The sequence below is a fragment of the Bacillus sp. FSL R5-0712 genome (assembly GCF_038593285.1).
In the GTDB taxonomy this organism is placed as follows: Bacteria; Bacillota; Bacilli; order Bacillales; family Bacillaceae; genus Bacillus; species Bacillus safensis.
In genome coordinates this window covers 3,543,085-3,561,184 of the sequence record NZ_CP151981.1, presented here as the reverse complement: position 1 = coordinate 3,561,184, position 18,100 = coordinate 3,543,085, and the positions used below count along the sequence as shown (strand labels likewise).

The 18,100-nt window shown below is 40.9% G+C and carries 19 protein-coding genes; 15 read left to right on the top strand and 4 right to left on the bottom strand.

Annotated features, from left to right (window positions below; translation table 11 throughout):
• Complete coding sequence (qoxD, locus tag NSU11_RS18395; RefSeq protein WP_007497818.1) at positions 1-381, top strand: cytochrome aa3 quinol oxidase subunit IV; 381 nt, start codon at positions 1-3, stop codon at positions 379-381.
• Positions 382-457: 76 nt separating this feature from the next.
• Here qoxD and NSU11_RS18390 read toward each other — a convergent pair whose 3' ends face one another.
• Complete coding sequence (locus NSU11_RS18390) at positions 458-721, bottom strand: spore morphogenesis/germination protein YwcE (protein WP_008345491.1); 264 nt, start codon at positions 719-721, stop codon at positions 458-460.
• Between the two features lie 477 nt (positions 722-1,198).
• On the opposite strand from NSU11_RS18390, the gene NSU11_RS18385 reads away from it, so the two are divergent.
• From NSU11_RS18385 to NSU11_RS18375, 3 genes are all read left to right on the top strand, one after another.
• Entirely contained in the window at positions 1,199-2,410 is a 1,212-nt protein-coding gene (locus NSU11_RS18385; protein ID WP_048237750.1) for an FtsW/RodA/SpoVE family cell cycle protein, read from the top strand.
• A 110-nt stretch (positions 2,411-2,520) separates the two neighbouring features.
• Complete coding sequence (gene nfsA, locus NSU11_RS18380) at positions 2,521-3,270, top strand: oxygen-insensitive NADPH nitroreductase (protein WP_342493711.1); 750 nt, start codon at positions 2,521-2,523, stop codon at positions 3,268-3,270.
• Between the two features lie 53 nt (positions 3,271-3,323).
• Positions 3,324-4,328, top strand: a complete 1,005-nt coding sequence (locus NSU11_RS18375; protein ID WP_048237747.1) for an LLM class flavin-dependent oxidoreductase — start codon at positions 3,324-3,326, stop codon at positions 4,326-4,328.
• Between the two features lie 320 nt (positions 4,329-4,648).
• Here NSU11_RS18375 and NSU11_RS18370 read toward each other — a convergent pair whose 3' ends face one another.
• Positions 4,649-7,075 (bottom strand): S8 family serine peptidase, encoded by a 2,427-nt coding sequence (locus NSU11_RS18370; RefSeq protein ID WP_342493710.1) that lies wholly within the window; start codon positions 7,073-7,075, stop codon positions 4,649-4,651.
• Between the two features lie 500 nt (positions 7,076-7,575).
• Here NSU11_RS18370 and NSU11_RS18365 point away from each other — a divergent pair, with 500 nt between their 5' ends.
• From NSU11_RS18365 to NSU11_RS18315, 11 genes are all read left to right on the top strand, one after another.
• A complete protein-coding gene (locus NSU11_RS18365; protein WP_024423829.1) occupies positions 7,576-7,854 on the top strand; it encodes a hypothetical protein in 279 nt (92 codons plus the stop codon).
• Positions 7,855-7,906: 52 nt separating this feature from the next.
• Positions 7,907-8,740, top strand: coding sequence for a PRD domain-containing protein (locus NSU11_RS18360; RefSeq protein WP_024423828.1), 834 nt, complete (start codon positions 7,907-7,909; stop codon positions 8,738-8,740).
• Positions 8,741-8,995: 255 nt separating this feature from the next.
• Entirely contained in the window at positions 8,996-10,384 is a 1,389-nt protein-coding gene (locus NSU11_RS18355) for a sucrose-specific PTS transporter subunit IIBC (protein WP_034621897.1), read from the top strand.
• Between the two features lie 19 nt (positions 10,385-10,403).
• A complete protein-coding gene (locus tag NSU11_RS18350; RefSeq protein WP_270126710.1) occupies positions 10,404-11,861 on the top strand; it encodes a sucrose-6-phosphate hydrolase in 1,458 nt (485 codons plus the stop codon).
• 460 nt (positions 11,862-12,321) lie between these two features.
• Positions 12,322-12,543 (top strand): hypothetical protein, encoded by a 222-nt coding sequence (locus NSU11_RS18345; protein ID WP_238550003.1) that lies wholly within the window; start codon positions 12,322-12,324, stop codon positions 12,541-12,543.
• A gap of 6 nt (positions 12,544-12,549) precedes the next feature.
• Positions 12,550-13,035: a hypothetical protein gene (locus NSU11_RS18340; protein WP_238550002.1), complete on the top strand. Its 486-nt coding sequence runs from the start codon at positions 12,550-12,552 to the stop codon at positions 13,033-13,035.
• 66 nt (positions 13,036-13,101) lie between these two features.
• A complete protein-coding gene (locus tag NSU11_RS18335; RefSeq protein ID WP_044331046.1) occupies positions 13,102-14,220 on the top strand; it encodes a hypothetical protein in 1,119 nt (372 codons plus the stop codon).
• Positions 14,221-14,265: 45 nt separating this feature from the next.
• Positions 14,266-14,514: a DUF2651 family protein gene (locus NSU11_RS18330; protein WP_167364640.1), complete on the top strand. Its 249-nt coding sequence runs from the start codon at positions 14,266-14,268 to the stop codon at positions 14,512-14,514.
• A gap of 142 nt (positions 14,515-14,656) precedes the next feature.
• Entirely contained in the window at positions 14,657-14,857 is a 201-nt protein-coding gene (locus NSU11_RS18325) for a RapH N-terminal domain-containing protein (protein ID WP_024423824.1), read from the top strand.
• A gap of 361 nt (positions 14,858-15,218) precedes the next feature.
• A complete protein-coding gene (locus NSU11_RS18320) occupies positions 15,219-15,473 on the top strand; it encodes a hypothetical protein (protein WP_024423823.1) in 255 nt (84 codons plus the stop codon).
• Between the two features lie 149 nt (positions 15,474-15,622).
• Positions 15,623-16,696 carry a chitobiase/beta-hexosaminidase C-terminal domain-containing protein gene (locus tag NSU11_RS18315; protein WP_024423822.1) on the top strand — a complete coding sequence of 358 codons (1,074 nt, stop codon included), beginning with the start codon at positions 15,623-15,625 and terminating at the stop codon, positions 16,694-16,696.
• 47 nt (positions 16,697-16,743) lie between these two features.
• On the opposite strand, the gene NSU11_RS18310 is transcribed toward NSU11_RS18315, so the two are convergent.
• Positions 16,744-17,553 (bottom strand): bifunctional hydroxymethylpyrimidine kinase/phosphomethylpyrimidine kinase, encoded by an 810-nt coding sequence (locus NSU11_RS18310; RefSeq protein ID WP_024423821.1) that lies wholly within the window; start codon positions 17,551-17,553, stop codon positions 16,744-16,746.
• 125 nt (positions 17,554-17,678) lie between these two features.
• Positions 17,679-17,993: a general stress protein gene (locus NSU11_RS18305; RefSeq protein WP_024423820.1), complete on the bottom strand. Its 315-nt coding sequence runs from the start codon at positions 17,991-17,993 to the stop codon at positions 17,679-17,681.
• Positions 17,994-18,100 lie beyond the last annotated feature (107 nt).

The following is an 18,100-nucleotide window of genomic DNA, read 5'->3' as shown; positions in this document are numbered from 1 at the left end:
ATGGCTGGAAAAACACATTCCTCAGCAGAGCACGAACACTTCCCTTGGAAACACGTAGTTGGCTTCATTCTATCCATTGTGCTGACAATCTTAGCATTCTGGATTGCCATTGGAGCTGAAATTGGCAGTTCCGCAAAACTATGGATTATCTTTGGTTTTGCGTTCATTCAAGCATTCTTGCAGCTGTTCATGTTTATGCACATGACAGAGAGCGAGAACGGAACTGTTCAAGTCGGAAATACTTTGTTTGGTCTGTTCTGTGCGATTATCTTCGTCATCGGATCTGTTTGGATCTTTGCGGCTCACTACAGCCACGGAGAGAACAGTAAAGACGGTTATTCACCGTCTGCACCAAAGCAGTCTGAGCATTCAGAGAAATAATAAAAAACCACTCATCTCTTGAAGGTGAGTGGTTTTTATCATGATAGTGATAACGCTTCCAATAGTTGGGCGATATCTATCTGCTGCTGAATCTTTTGCGAATGAATGGAAGTCCGTAGATGAGGAACGCTGCAATATGAGCCAAAATCACGTTAATGGCAAAGAATGCGATCATGAAGGTATGTCCTGCTGGAGATAAACTGCTTGTCATGTAAAGACCGAAGAAAATCCACATAATCATAATGGGTGGAATAGAAGCTAATGCAATTTTTCTGTTTTCCAGCCATAAAAACAGGGGTGTAGCCGTTGCAATACATAGGTACGCAAAGAACATATCCATCGTATCCAACTCCTTTGTAAGTTGATGTTCAAATCAAATGAGAGGTCAGGATGCAATTGTGTCTGTTTTTAGGAGATATTGTGAACATTTTGTTACAGGTATTATACCACAATTGACTTTGAAGTAAACGCAATAATTGGAAAATGGGCCTTATTCCATACAAAATGGTTTTATTCCTCAATCCTCATTGCAGCTTATGCTAATCTGATGTTTACTTGTCTTCTTGCCACATAGGTCATTGAATTTTCCCCTTAAAATCTGTAAAATAATCTTTTTAAAGGACTTGAGATCGGTTGAATGAAAAGAGTGTAAAGGAATTTTTTCCTATTGTTAGGATGAAAAGTATTTCATTTTTTGAAAAATGAATGGAACCTTTCGGATGTATCTTCCGTCATATTTAAGGTGAGTTGATTTTGTGAAAATTTCAATCTAATATAAATAAGGGCTTTTATGTTTTGTAATAAGGGTGGTTAGTTCATGAACAAGCAGAATACATCTCCTTACTATCAAGGAGATTTGATTTTTATATTTTTAGCCTTCTTTGCCATCAGTGTCATTGCGATTTATGCTGCGGGTCAATTTGGGCAGTACGGATCTAATGCATGGACCAGACAGATTATTTACTACATGGTCGGAGTTATATGTATTGTAGCCATAAATTACTTTGATTTGGAGCAATTAGAGAAGCTGAGCTTATATATATTTATAGGCGGCATACTGCTGTTACTTTTTCTGAAAGTTGCTCCTGCACAAATCGGAGGTCATGATTTTGCTCCAATCAAAAATGGGGCGAAAAGCTGGTTTGTGTTACCTGGAATAGGGACATTTCAGCCTTCAGAGTTCATGAAAATTGGTTTGATTATGATGCTCGCATCTGTCATTGGAAAGTCTTCACCTAGAGGAAAACGGACATTAGAAGATGATATTTTCCTTCTATTAAAAATTGCCGGAGTGGCAGCTGTACCAGTTGGACTGATCTTCTTGCAGGATGCAGGGACGGCGGCGGTCTGTATGTTTATTGTTGTCGTGATGGTGTTTTTATCAGGGGTCAACTGGAAGCTGATCTCTCTCATCGGTTCAGTGGTTGTACTATTGGTTGCCGCTGTGTTAGCCGTCATCATTCTCTTCCCTGATTTTGCGAAAACAATCGGCATTCAACAGTACCAAATCAACCGGATTACCGCTTGGCTGCCTGATAGCTCTACGTCAGCTAACCAAGCACAGACGCAGGATGCATCTGGATCTGATAAATATCAAGTGGAGCAGGCGATTATGGCCATTGGTGCAGGTCAGATTTTTGGGAACGGCATTAAAAACTTAAAGGTCTATGTTCCTGAAGCACAAACGGATATGATTTTCTCCATTATAGGTGAAGCCTTTGGCTTTATCGGCTGTGCGTTTGTTGTGATCATGTTCTTCTTCTTGATCTACCGGCTGGTCGTACTGATTGACCGAATACATCCTTATAGCCGGTTCGCGTCATTTTTCTGCGTAGGATATACAGCGCTGATTGTGATCCATACGTTCCAGAACATTGGGATGAACATAGGCGTGATGCCGGTAACAGGGATTCCGCTCTTATTTATCAGCTTTGGAGGAAGCTCTGTCTTGTCCGTTCTCATTGGATTCGGGATCGCATATAACGCAAGTGTTCAATTAACGAAATATCAAAGTTATTTATTTAAATAAAACGGGTAAGGGCAGTCTAAGCATAGGCTGTCTTTTTTTATGCGAGTTTTAATTTTTGAAAAGCACTATGTCTTTGCCTTATGATAGAAGAAGTGAAGGAGGTCTTCGAATTGAACAAAACGATAGAAACCATATTAAATCATCGATCCATCCGTTCGTTTACAGACGAGCGTTTGACAGAAGAAGAGGTACTGACACTGATCAAAAGTGCACAGGCTGCTTCAACATCAAGCTATGTACAGGCGTATAGTATTATTGGTGTAACAGATCAGGAGAAGAAGGCCAAGCTTGCTGAACTGGCTGGGAATCAGCCTTACGTTGAGAAGAACGGGCATTTCTTTGTCTTCTGTGCAGACTTGAAACGCCATGATCATATTGCAAAAAAAGCAGGGAAGAATCATCAGGAGGCGCTTGAGAATACAGAAGCCTTTCTCATTAGCGTCATTGATGCGGCATTGGCTGCACAAAATGTCAGTGTTGCTGCAGAATCAATGGGACTTGGGATCTGCTATATTGGCGGACTGCGTAATCAGCTGAGAGAAGTCTCTGAAGTGCTTGAAACGCCATCTTATGTGCTGCCGTTATTCGGTCTAGCTGTTGGCCATCCATCCAGCCAGTCGTCACAAAAGGAACGATTGCCAGTTGAACTCATATATCATGAAAATTCATATCAGCAAGATGAAGCGCATGTGGATCGTTATTTAAAAGAATACGATGATCGTATTTCGGCATATTATGAAGAACGAACAAATGGCGAGAGAAAAGATACTTGGTCTGAGCAGATGCTGCGAGGCTTTAGTCAGCCAAAGCGTGCCTTCCTTGGAGAATTTGTGAAAGAAAAGGGCTTTAATCGAAAATAAATAAGAAATCCCCCTTTCCATTAAGAGAGGGGGATTTCTGTAAGAGGTGCAGCATGATGAAATTAAGTATACTGGATCAATCTCCTTTGATTGGAGACGCAACGCCTGCTGAAGCACTGAAGCAGACGGTTGAACTGGCGAAGCAGGCGGAAAAGTGGGGCTATCACCGTTTTTGGGTATCAGAGCATCATTTTTCAAACCGGCTTGCAGGATCGAGTCCAGAGGTGCTTCTCGGCCATTTATCAGCCGTTACGTCGCATATACGCATTGGCTCGGGCGGCGTTATGCTCCCGCACTACAGCGCCTATAAAGTAGCAGAGAACTTCAGGGTTCTCGAAGCGTTGGCTCCTGGTAGAATTGATCTTGGGATTGGACGTGCCCCTGGCGGTATGCCCATTTCATCTATTGCCCTTCATCATGGGGAGCGAAAGCGTTTAGGTGATCAATATCCTGAGCAAGTAGAAGAATTGAAGGTCTATTTACATGATCTAGCGGATGAATTTTACCCGCTGCCTCATTTGACTGCTTCTCCGAAGGTAGAGACTGCGCCGGAAGTATGGATGCTTGGTTCCTCAGGAGGGAGTGCAAGGCTTGCGGCGAAAGCGGGTGCAGGCTACACGTTTGCTCTTTTTATTAATGGTGAAGGCGGAGAAGACTCTGTGGCGCAATATATCAACCGGTTTGAACCTTCAGTATTCGGTGATGAACCGCGTGTTAGTCTGGCAGTTTTCGTTTTATGTGCCGAAACAGAGGAGCAGGCAGAAAAACTGGCTGTCAGCTTAGATTTATCTTTACTCGCCAATGAACAGGGTCTGAATCTTAGCCGTTTTCCTTCATATGAAGAAGCTCAGGGCTATTCCTACAGTCCATATGAACAAAAACGAGTGGCTGCCAATCGTCAAAGGATGGTCGTTGGAACACCAGAATCGGTTAAAAAGCAGCTAACCACACTCGCGAAGGCTTATCGAACAGATGAATTGATCGCAGTGACCATCACACATGACATGCAAGACCGGCTCACATCGTATCGTTTATTAAAAGAAGCCTTTGATGCATAACGTATGTATATTTATCGTCCACGCAGCCAATAAAAGGGGAAAAGAAGTATCATGGTGAGGAAGAAGGCGGCTGACACGAGCAGGCTGAGCGGGTAGATACAGGAAGTATAAACAGATAGCTCACATGCTTGATGAAAAGGACGAGGCTGCTTCGTATGTAAAAAGGTTAGAAAATAAACCAAGGTGATCGTTAGAAAAAAAGCAGTAAAAAAAGAAACGATCCATAGCCATATCAACATGAATTTCTCTTTCCTCCATATATGATCGAAAAGCCTTGAGGAGCTTATCCGCTCATACAAGGCTTTTCTTGTGCTTCACATTTATTCAGGGTAAATTTCGAAAGGTTCTTTCGTTTGAACGGTATCTGATTTTCCTTTCAAACTTGCATACGCAAGCATTGTATACTCACCAGATTCAAGCTTCTGTCCTTGATTGATCGTACCATTCCATTTTACGCGGTGCTCGCCTTTATCAACATGTTGATAAACACCAGCTTCACCTAAATACTCTCCATCTGTTGAGTAGACAAGGAATGCAAGATTCTCAGCGCCGCCAGGCAGGTAGCTGCTAATGACATAGCTTCCAGCACGATTGTCCGGCTCTACGGAAACAGAAGTGACGCGCGGATAATCAGGCTCTTTCACAATCAATAAAGTAGGGATTTCCGTGACCTTTCTGCCATTTTCGCGAATGGTGATGCTGCCTTGGTACGTCCCTTTTTTGGTTTTTCCGTAATTCACCTGTACTGCGGAAGTAAAGGATCCAGTGGAATTCCCTTTGACGGTGATTTTTTTCGTTCCGTTTGTACTAATGCCGCTGCCATTGAATTTGTAATCAATGGTATACGTTTTCGGTGCTTTTGAAAGGTTTTCTACCTTAAATTTCTTCGTTTTGATTTGAACGCCTTTTTCCTTTAAGAAAGTGCCGTAAGAATAGCTCGCATCAGAAACGATAGAAGACGCTTGAAGTGATTCCATGATTCGAACGCTGCCTGTTCCTTGTGTGTTATGAGGGAATGGGCTGCCATTTGCGTCAAACAGTTTTTCTGCTGTATTCATCAGCAATGCTTTGATTTGTTCAGTTGAGTACGATGGTTTTGCTTGTTTGATGATCGCTGCAACTCCTGCCACATGCGGAGATGCCATACTTGTTCCTTGCTTAGAACCATATCCGTAAGGCTGAGAAGGATCATGCGTTGGGATCGTACTCACAATGCTGACACCGGGTGCTGATAAATCAGGCTTAATCATCCACGTATCCACAACCGGTCCGCGGGATGAGAAGTCAGCGACTTGCTCACTAAGTTCTTTGACAAATTGAATGGAGAAAGCCGTTGTATCGTTTCCAGCCTCAATGGCTTTGATAAGCGCTGTTCCTTCAGCTTTTGACAGCTTAATTGTAGGAAGTGCGAGACCTGGTACGTCGACTGGAATCTCTCCATCGGTATTGTTATACATCACAACGCCGATTGCACCAGCGGCTTTTGCATTGTCGACTTTATCCACAAAAGCAATGGCACCACGTTCAATCACGGTCACCTTTCCTTTAACATCGATGTCTTCAAATGCCTTTTCGTCACCGATTCCTGCTTGGACGAGTGTGACTTGTTTTTGGTCAAGCGCTTTTAAATCACTCTCTTGGTAGTATCCCATGACTTTTGCAGTAGAATAATTCGGGAATTTCACATTGTAAAGGCTGTACGGAAGCTGAGTTGCCCCGACAGAAATGGCCTCTCTTGACGTGCCGGGAGAACCGACAGTCCAGTTATTAGGACCGCTGTTTCCATTCGAAGTAACAGCTACAACGCCTTCAGACATGGCCCAATCAAGTGCAATGCTCGTTGCATAATCAGGGTTATTGACACTGTTTCCAAGAGAGAGGTTCATGACATCTGCTCCGTCAGTAACAGCCCGGTCGATGCCTGCAAGAACGTTCTCAGTTGTTCCAGAGCCACCTGGTCCAAGTACACGGTATGCAAGAAGAGTGGCATCCTTTGCGACCCCTTTAATTTGTCCATTTGCCGCAATCGTTCCTGCAACGTGTGTGCCATGATCTGTGGATTCGCCTCTAGGATCTCCTTTAGGTGTCTCTTGCGGAGAATAATCATTATCAACAAAATCATAGCCTTTGTATAAACCGAAGTTTCCTTTTAAATCAGGGTGGGTATAGTCTACTCCAGTATCAATGACTGCGACTTTGACCCCTTTTCCAGAATAGCCGGCATCCCATGCTTTTGGTGCACCGATAAATGGAGCGCTCTTATCCATAAGCGGGGAGACATCTTCGTTTGGAAGCTGGATGCTTTCCTTTTTCACTTCATCGGTTTTATATGTAACATCCGGATAAACGGCTTTTACTCCATCAACTGCGAGCAGCTTCGGGATTTCGTTTGCAGGAAGTTTCATAGAGAAACCAGAGAAGACTTTTTCATATTCTTGACGAACACTCGCTTTATCTACCTCTTTGAGTGCTGCGTTCTTTACTTTTGTTCGAGATTTTTTGAGGGAGGCTTTTGTTTGTGCTTCGCCTTCTTGCTTGGCTTCAACTAAGGATTTTTCCTTTAATTCAACAATGACAGTGGTTTGTTTTCTCGAGTTGACATTGATTTCACCGAAGATTTCTGCTTTTTCTAGTTCCATCTTTTTGTTAGAGGGAGCAGCCGCCGCCTGTTGACCGGTAAAGAATGTGGATAAAATAAAAATAGTGGAGAACAATAGAACAGAAGAACGAGATATTACTTTTTTCATTAATTTTCCCCTTTCTAGCTGTGTTTTTAGGGAGATAGCCTTTCTTTTTGTGGATAAATAGGAAAGATTCACTGCCCGTTATTAAGTATTCAATACGTTGAAAACAATTCCTTTACTAAAATGGTCTTATTTTACATAGTTACAAAGAACTATTTTGTTTATAAAGTTGCACTTATTCACAAATGTCTGTTGATAACTCGATTATTCAGATGCATATATGGAAAATAAAAAATTTACATACACAAAATCTAGTGAAAGGGTGTTGATATGTGGATAAACCCTGTTGATAAGGTGTGCTTATCTTTGGGATAGCGTGTGTATAAAATTTTCAATGAAACATCCAGGCACATGATGATCTTCTGCACTTTTCAACAAAACTTCTGAAAACTAGTTGGTTTTTTCACCCAGATTGTGACAAACCTCTCTTTTTTCTCGGGATATGATAGGAGCAGTTGTTTTGCTAGAGCTGCTAGATTCTAAGAAAAGCGGAGGGATGTTCAGTGAAGAAATTAAAAAGCTGGTTGAGCGTATGGTTTGGTTTCATGATGAATGTGCTTGTGAACCCTGGTGTGATGATGAAGAATCAAGGGTTTCAGGCGGCCGCGGCGGATGCCGGATTCTTTCAAGTAGTGAAAGAGAGAGAGCTGGAGAAGCTGGCAGAAGAACATAAGAAGAAACGCAGGGCAGAGAAGCGGTTTACACAAAGTCTGATGATGCTTGAAGAGAAGACGATGCGAGAGGCGCGTGCTGGTCCGCTCTTACCTTTACAGAAAAAGTGAAACAGGGTAAAATCCCACTTAAGAAATGTTATCTGCTGGGAGAGGATACCCCTTGAAGATATATAAAATATTGAATAACAACGCAGTGGTTGTGAAGGAGGGCGATCAGGAGAAAATTGTGATGGGACCCGGAATTGCTTTTCAGAAGGGGAAAAATGACGTCGTTCCTCTTCAAAAAATAGAGAAAATCTTTGTTGTGCGTGAAGAAAATGAGAAATTCAAACAAATTCTTGCCACATTGCCAGAAGCGCATATTGAGGTGGCAGAGCATATCATCAGTTATGCAGAGGGGAAACTCATGATGCCGCTCAGTGATCACATTCACATATCACTGACTGATCATTTGTCCTTCGCCATTGAACGCCTTCAAAAAGGCATTGTGCTATATAATAAATTGCTTGGTGAGATCAAAGTCTTATATAAGCAGGAATATGAGATTGGAAAGTATGCCATTCGTTATGTAAAGGAGCGGCTTGGGGTTGAACTGCCGGACGATGAGGCAGGATATGTGGCACTTCATATTCATACGGCCAAAATGAATACGGAGTCCATGAAAAAGACCGTGAAATATACAACGATGATTAAAGAAATGATCGAGCATATTGAAAGCTATTTTCAGCATTCAATTGATGAGGATAGTATTTCCTATCAGCGGCTTGTGACACATTTGAGGTATGCATTAGGCAGGTTGGAATCGAATGAGGCATTTCAAATCATGGACGAAGACATGCTGATTTTTATCCAAACAAAGTATGATACGGCGTACCGGTGTGCACTTGGACTCGCTGATTTGTTAAAAGATGAATATGGACTTCATCTCCCTGAATCGGAGATCGGCTACATCACGCTGCATGTCCAGCGTCTGCAGGAAGCCGAATTGGTTTAAAATGATCGTGCCTGCATGCAGGCTTTTTTTATGCACACTACTCTTATTAGTGTATATGGGTCATTGGATTTGAAAAAAGAGGTTGACGCATGTCACAGTCTTATACTATGATGAAAGCGTCATCAAAAATTGATATCGCGGGATTGTGACTGTCAGGCAGGCAAGACCTAAAATTTGCGTAACGAGGGGACGTGTATGTCCTTTACTCGTTGGTGAATTTTAGGTCTTTTTTGCTTTAAAAAAGGAGGAGACATCATGGATTATCAAAAAACAGCTAAAGAATTAATGAAACTGTTAGGCGGCAAGGAAAATGTCATCAGTGCAACGCATTGTGCAACAAGACTCAGATTGGTGGTGAAAAATGAGGATTTGATTGACAAAGAGGCCATTGAAGAACTTGAAGGTGTGAAAGGGGCTTTCTCAAGTTCAGGGCAATTTCAGGTCATTTTAGGAACGGGATCTGTCAACAAAGTGTATGAACCATTTGCTCGTGAGACTGGTCTTGAGACAGGCGACGAGAATCAAAAGCCTGTCAGCCATGATGAAGCAGTGAAACAAAAAATGAATCCACTTGCGCGTTTTGCAAAGACGCTATCGAATATTTTTGTACCGATCATTCCAGCAATTGTGGCAAGCGGTTTGTTAATGGGTCTCTTAGGCATGATGAAAGCCTTCAAATGGGCTGATCCAAGCTCTGCGATCTTTCAAATGCTTGATATGTTCTCAAGTGCAGCCTTTATCATTTTACCGATTTTAATTGGGGTCAGTGCAGCGAAAGAGTTTGGCGGAAATCCGTATTTAGGGGCTGTCATTGGGGGAATTATGATTCACCCGAATCTGCTTAATCCGTGGGGATTGACGGAAGCAAAACCAGAGTATATGCATTTATTCAATGTTGATATTGCTCTTCTTGGTTACCAAGGGACGGTCATTCCAGTGTTATTGACCGTATATATCATGTGCCTTGTTGAGAAGAATTTAAGAAAAGTCGTTCCGAACAGTATTGATTTACTTGTGACCCCATTTGTGACCGTAATTGTCACTGGATTTGTGACGTTTATTGCAGTTGGACCGCTTGGAAGAATGCTTGGTACAGGAATTTCGAGTGCACTGACATTTATTTATGACCATGCAGGGTTCTTAGCAGGACTCATTTTCGGCGGTGCTTACTCTTTAATTGTGCTCACAGGGGTTCATCATAGCTTCCATGCGATTGAGGCAGGATTGCTGAATGATATTGGGCGTAACTATTTGCTGCCGATCTGGGCAATGTCCAATGTCGCGCAAGGCGGAGCAGGATTGGCTGTCTTTTTCTTAGCCAAGCGTGCAAAAACAAAAGAAATTGCCCTTCCTGCTGCCTTCTCTGCTTTTTTAGGAATTACCGAGCCTGTCATATTCGGTGTAAACCTTCGCTATCGTCAACCATTTATTGCGGCGATGATTGGAGGCGCATTGGGCGGGGCATTCGTCGTTTTCACGAAGGTAGCTGCCAATGCTTATGGTTTAACAGGCATTCCGATGATTGCGATTGCAGCACCATTCGGTATTCAGAATGTGGTCAATTATGTGATTGGTATGTTAATCGCTGTTGCTGTTTCATTTATTCTCACTATCATTTTTAAAGTAAAAGAAGTCGAAAAATAATCAAGGAGTGGTCACAGTCATGACAACAACTGACGCAGCACTTCGTCAAAAGATAGCAGACCGTATTCGAAACTATGAGCATTTGGTCAAAAAGGATGTGTACCGGCAGCATTTTCATTTGATGCCGCCAGTTGGTCTTTTAAATGATCCGAATGGGCTGATTCAGTGGAAAGGAATTTACCACGTCTTTTATCAGTGGCAGCCATTCAAAACGGGGCATGGTGCAAAATTCTGGGGGCATTATACATCGACAGATCTAGTCAATTGGCAGCACGAAGAAGCCGCTCTTGCCCCAAGTGATTGGTTTGATCAAAACGGCTGTTATTCTGGCAGTGCATTTATAGACGATGGGCAGATGCACGTGATGTACACTGGAAACGTTCGGGATGAACAAGGGAACCGTGAGACGTATCAATGTTTAGCTGTTTCGGAAGATGGTATTCACTTTGAGAAAAAAGGTGTCGTGGCAACGCTCCCTGAAGGGTTCACTGCCCATTTTCGAGATCCGAAGGTATGGAAGAGAAATGGCCGGTGGTACATGGTCCTTGGTGCACAAAGCTTAGACCTGAAAGGACACCTTGTCTTATTTACCTCTGATACGTTAGATAATTGGACGTTTCAAGGCACGATTGCAGGCAGCGGAAAAAATGGTTTAGACAATTTCGGCTATATGTGGGAATGTCCAGATCTGTTTGAATTAGACGGCCGGGATGTATTGATTGTGTCACCGCAAGGACTAGAGCCGGATGGCTTAAAATATCACAACACACATCAATCAGGCTATTTTGTTGGCACATTGGATGATCACTCGTATCAATATACACACGGAGCGTTTGAGGAACTGGACCGTGGCTTTGACTTCTATGCGCAGCAAACCTTTCTAGACGAATCAGGCAGACGACTTTTAATCGGGTGGATGGGGGTGCCTGATCAAGGAGAAGAGCATCATCCGACGATTTCTTATCAATGGATACACTGCCTCACGATCCCGAGAGAACTCCGTTTAGATGAGGACGGACATCTGATTCAAAAACCAGTAAGTGAACTTCAATCCATGCGGACCAATGAACAAGAGCATGTTTTTCATATTAAACGTTCTGTTCACTCCATCCCTGTAGAGGATATTACGAGCGCAGAGGTATTCATAGATCAAATTGACACACAAAAAGGGTTTGAATGCTGTATCCGTGCAGCAGCACGCATCATCTATGATAAAGAGGAAGGGAAGCTGACATTAGAGCGGGATCGATTTGAAGATCGATCAAAGGAAGTTCGTGAAGCACTTATAGAGGAATTACACGACCTTCATATCTTTATCGACTCATCGTCAATTGAGATTTTTGTAAACGGAGGCCGAGAAGTTTTTACTGCACGTTACTTTCCTTCCCCGGGAAATAAATCGATCTCCATCAGTGGAAGAAATGAAACAAAGCTGAAACTGAAGACTTGGCATTTACAAAGAGAAGCAGGTTTTTGATCTGCTAAACAAGTAGAGAAAATGTCTACGTCTGCTACGCCTTGGTTAATTCCAAAGACAAAAAGAAGCCACTCCTAGACATTGATGTTTCAAGAGAAGAATTAGAGGAAACAGGTTGTCATCACGAGAGAGTTATCAAGATGTTGGATCGAGTAGACAATAAGAAAATGTACCTGTGTGAAAAAGAGACTAATACGAATAGTCTCTTTTTTAATTTAAAAATTCACTCAAAATTAACATGTCAATTCATTACATATTAAATATCCTTAAAATTCTATTTATGTTTACGTAATCCATATTAACTAATATTATGGTAAATGTGGACCGCGCTAAAAAAGTAATTGGAGGTAGTAATACGAAAAAACGTAATGTTATTGTCACATCCTTGTTGTCAGCATCCGTGTTATTCACTGGGTTTGGATTGGGGGGAAATGCGCAAGCGAAAGAGGTATACCCTTCTATGAACACTGAAAGAGCCAAGCAAGAAATAGAAGAAATGAAAGCAGAGGGAATGACCTCTGAACAGATTAATGAGCTTTACGAGATGAGCAAAAAGGAATATGATTCTGTATCTACGGAAGCAAAAGCAGAAGCTATATTCGAAGAGTCGCAGAAAGATATCGATCAATACATCAAAGATGGAGTGATCGACGAGTATTTACCTAAGTACAATGAAGAGTAAGATAAGATGAATGTCAATGCAAAGTCCAAGACATTAGGAACTAAAGGAGATGTGTTGGTTAGCTACGACTTGGATTCAGGTAGTTCAGCGATTGGCTTTGGACATGCGGCTGTTGTGTCGAGAACTAAGACAAATACCGTAGAATCTTGGCACAAAAGTTGGAGTCCAATTAAACAGCATGGAGTTAGATTCTATAATAATACTTGGGGAAATAGAAAAAAGGTATATGGGCTGTGGGTGAAGAAGTCTAATAATACCAAATATGTAAATGCAGCTAAGTATGCAGAAAAACAAGCTAATCAAAAGAAGCCATACAATTTGAACTGGTTTGACAAGAAAACTACAAAAAAATTCTATTGCTCTCAATTAGCTTGGAGAGCTTGGAAAAATCAAGGTCACGATATCGACCATTATAAAAACGATTTAGTTGTGTCTCCAATGGAATTAGTAAACTCTAACAACACGAAGATTTTTTATCATAAAAAAAAGTAAGTTATTGAGCAGTCGGGGATTTTCCCCGATTGCTTTGCTTGTTTAAAATCGAAAGGAGATGATTGAATGAAATACTTTAAGTTATTTTTATTAGCTTGTGCCATAGCAGTTGTTTGTTCAGCATGTTCAAAGAAAGAAGAGGCTGTGGGAGACTCTTCTAAGGGAGAACTGAGCAATATGAAAGATAGTAAATTTGCTGTAATTCATTCAAAGATGATGGACAGAGGATGCGAGATAGTAAACTACAACGATACAGGGAGTAAGCTATCAAGCGTGTCATTAAAAGACTGCGTTGGATTTACTTCGTCTACTCAGAGTGATAATAATATGTACTTCTCATCTAATAGGTCTAATTATCATGTATTAATAGATAAGAATAATGGTGAGGTAAATCACCTACAAACAAAATCACTTTCAAAATCTACAGATGACGAGGGTGCATTCTTTATTAACTACTCTAATGGGTATGTATTACACGACATTAACGTTGGTTTTACAGAGAATGGCTTAGTAGGAGAATTAGTCTACTGGAAAGAAGATAGAGGCAATAAAAAACAGGTTGAACTTGAAGGATCGTTGACTTCAGCAGTATTTGAAGATGGGAAAATATATGCCGTTATTAATAATAATAACGATAGTGTTATAGCTTCTTCCATAGACTCAAAAAATCATAAAGAAAAACGAAAAGAGATAGACATGGCCTCGGTCTTCTTCCCTGACAACAATGAATCTTTGAAGTCATTAAACAATAAAGAATTGTTAGTTGCCGTAAATGATGCCGTTGATAGTAAGAAAAATTCTATGTTGGTTATACTTGACAAGAAAACTCTAGATACGAAAAGAAAGATTGTCATGGATAAAGGTTTCACTATCTACAAGATCAATGTAGACAAGGAGAGAGTTACGATAGTTTCCTATGAAGGAGAAGTCAAGACATTCAACAAAGACCTCAAAGAGATATCGTCTGAAAAAATTCCACTTCATTTTAAATCAGATGACGAACGTTTAGAAGAGGTCAAGATTTTAGGCGGCAAGATTTATGCATTGGTAAGAATGTTTGATAGAGATAAGGATGGAGTTATTGGCAGAATTATTGAATATAATATTGAAAGCAAAGACTCCAAAGAAATATCTCTAAAATCTGATAGAGATTGGGAAATGACAAGCATGGAAGTTATAAGATAGCTGTATAGGAGAGTGGAGTATATTAACTTACATTATCTTCAACCCATGGGTCTTGTGTTATTCACATTGCCGTTGTTGTATTTAACTTGGGGGGTTATTGGCTATTTAATTTTTAAGAAGGTTTATGTGGTTCTAATGATCACATTTATCACATCAACCATTTTCATATTTGCCTATACTGGTTTTGACATGTCAAATATGTATTGGGTAGGGATTGTGACTTTTATATGCATGTGTACCACTGTAATTACAAAAATTATTCGAGACGTGTATTATGGCTATAAAAGAGCATAGTAACCAGTCAAAGCTTGTGTTCACGAACATGAGCTTTATTTATTTTAACATTTGTATTAATTATTTTTTACATATTTTCTTTAAATTTCCCATCCAACTTGTAATAATGAAAATAAAGGGAAAATGATAGGGGGAGGTCTGTTTGGCAGAGAAAGTAGCAAGCCCACTTGTTGCTAAGATGATCGGTGATTGGAACGGCTTTATAAAGAAACAGGACATACTAAATGCAGAAAGTAAAAGAAAAGAGATTGTAATAGCCCGCAAAAATATGGAAGAAGACCAAAATGTCTTAATATACTTTAGCTTGATTGATGCCAGGTACAAAATGATGGTTCAGGAATAGAAAGAGGATAAACTCAATCGGAACTGTCGTTCATTTTTGCAAAAAATAAATGTTGCTTGTGAAAAAATGTTCGGATTATGGGAGGCTTTTTTTCATTAAAACACTTCATCATACTTACGTAAAAAATTTTAGAAAAACATGGATTTCTCTACAATCTAAGCAGATCAATGATCTGCTTTTTTCTAGTGAGATCAGCCTGTATCTTAGAGCCTATAGCGTGTATATACAAGGTTGGCCTAAAGCGGTTTGATGACGTTTTACATATATGATAACAGGTGGAATTATGGTATCATTTTAAAATATATACAGCTGAGGCTGACGTTTATCCAAATGCGGTAGGACAAAAAAAGGGGTTGTTTACTTGAATTCAAAACAGCAGCCGACGACTAGAAAACGCTTGGAGACAATGGCAGATCATGTTGAAGATAAACGTGAAGAATATAAAGAATTGCTCATTCAAGTTCAATCTATTCTCGGTGAACCTTCTTTAGAGCAGGAAGAAGTGAAAGAGAAGCTGTCAGATACGTATAAACAAATGAAAGAATATGCTTTATTTGTTGAATCCATTGAAGCCTTTATTCGAAAAATGGCGAAAGAGTCCGATCAGCAAAAATAGGCATTCATGTATGGATAAAAGAGTGTACCTGCGTGCGGGTACGCTTTTTTGTATTCTGACTGATTATTCGGAAATTTAAATGAAAGCGTTGACATTTATATTTTCATGATCAATAATAAATTCATCTGAGCATGTACAGGAGGAACGATATGAACCATACAACCAAGAAATGCCTGATCACCTTTATGATTGTCCTATTTTCTATGAGTTTTCTTTTTCCTTCCGTTTCTTCTGCCCGAAATCATACGTCGTATGCTGCATCAACTGCTTCAGTCCCGTCTGGTCAATATTATCGTTCACAAGAGGTAGCTCTGCATTCTCACTTTCAAAAAGCTTCTCTTTATTACACAACAGATGGCAGCCAGCCGACAACTCAAAGTCAGTTATACAAAAAGCCCATTCATATCGAAACTGATACGACTTTAAAAGTAAGCGTTTACAAGAAAAACCGCCGCCTTTCCACGTCTACGTACAATTATCGTTTTGTCACACGAGAGGACATTGCATCATCTTTTTTATCTTTCGAATACAAAGGAATGCCTTATCGGCTGTATATTCCAAAAAACCATAAAAGGGGTAAAGCCTATCCTCTCGTCCTATTCTTACATGGAGGCGGGGAGAGGGGAACAGACAATCAAAAGCAGTTACTTGCGAATGATGGTGCAGTTTTATGGGCTTCTCCTGAAGTCCAAAAGAAACATCCTTCGTACGTACTTGCACCTCAGGCGCGAAATGCTGTCGATGGAGGCTTTGCATTAACAAGAAATGTGCAAAATGAAATTGATCTGACGAACGTGTTTCAATTTTCACCAGATTTACACAAAGCTTATGATGTCCTTCAGCATGTGTTAACTTCTTATCAGATTGATCAGAAAAGAATTTATGCGACGGGTTTATCACAAGGTGGATTTGGCACGTACCAGTTGAACATCACATATCCTCGTTTGTTTGCAGCAATGATTCCTATTGCGGGGGGTGCAGATCCAAGCAAGGCAGGAATTTTAGCACACAAGCCAATATGGGCATTTCATGCAGAAGATGATTCCATTATCCCTATCAGCTATGCAAGAAATACCATTCAAGCTATTCAAAAAGCTGGCGGCCAGCCGCTTTATACGGAGTATGCAAGTAAGTATGGATATGACCATGCATCATGGACGCCTGCTTATGAGACGCCAGGCTTAACAGATTGGCTGTTTGCACAGAGACGAAGCTTTCGATAAACAAAAACCGATTCACCTCCTAACAAGGCGAATCGGTTTTTTCTGTTTTATTTGTCAAAACGATGAGCAGAATGCTTTGTTGGTCCAATGTATTCGTTTAGCTGGAAAGAGCCTTTAATGGCAGCCGTGATGAATTCTTTTGCTGCATAAATGGCTTCTTTCACGTCTGATCCATTCGCTAGTTCAGCTGTGACTGCTGCTGAGAATGTGCAGCCTGCGCCGTGTGTGTATTCTGTGTCGATTTTATCTGTTTCAAGGCGTTCGAAGGTTTGTCCATCATAAAGTAAATCGATGGCTTTGTCTTCGCTGAGCTTACCGCCTCCAGTGATAACCACATACTTTGCACCAAGTTCGTGAATGCGTTTTGCTGCTTCTTCCATTTGTTCGATCGTTTTAATCTCGCCGATTCCGCTTAATTGACCTGCTTCGAAAAGGTTAGGTGTGATAACGGTTGCGAGTGGCGTGAGCTTTTCACGCAGTGCTTCTGCGTGCTCTGGGTAAAGGACTTCGTTTGCACCCTTACAAACCATAACAGGATCAATGACGACATTTTTAAGGTCATATGTTTTGATGGTTTCAGCTGCAAGCTCGATCACGTCGACGGTAGGAAGCATACCCGTTTTCAGTGCATCTACACCAATGCCTTCTACAATGGTAGAGAGCTGCGCGCGAATTGTCGCCGTATCAATTGGAAACACCTGATGATCCCAATGATTATGTGGGTCCATTGCAACGACAACAGTTAAAGCTGTCATCCCGTAGACGTTTTTTTCTTGAAACGTTTTTAAATCTGCTTGGATACCTGCACCGCCGCTTGAATCCGAACCTGCGATGGTGAGTGCTTTATTCATAGACATAGTTGCTGAACCTCCAATGTGATGTGTAACAGTTATTGTTCTATCCCTTATTATAATCAGCTTTTCCGTTTATCACAATGAAACGGCATAAAAAAGCGTTCCTCTCTTCGGAACGCCTCTCTTTCTTACCTTTTACAAATCACCAATTTCCCTTTTTTCAGCTCGTCTAAAAGGGTTAAGGCTAACTCTTGATCGGCCCCAGTTGACATCATTTTGGCCATCAGTTCATCATCCCGGGTGCGAATGACATTGGCGACTTGATCCAAAATTCCTTGATCGACCGCTGTCATGCTTTTGGCGTCTGTATGCTCTGTTACGGTATCAGAGCGTTCTGGGTCGTAGGCAAAAACAAAAACAGCGTCCTTTGATGATCCCGATGAATGAATGTGGTCAATGGTCTGTTTTGCTTCTTTACTATTCTCCACCGTGATATATTCCATCATCATCACTCCTTTTCATCAAAAATTCCCATTTTCCCATCAAATCAAACCGCCTTTTATATCATGAGAAGAAAGTCAATTTATGTTTTAATGGAAAAAGACGAATC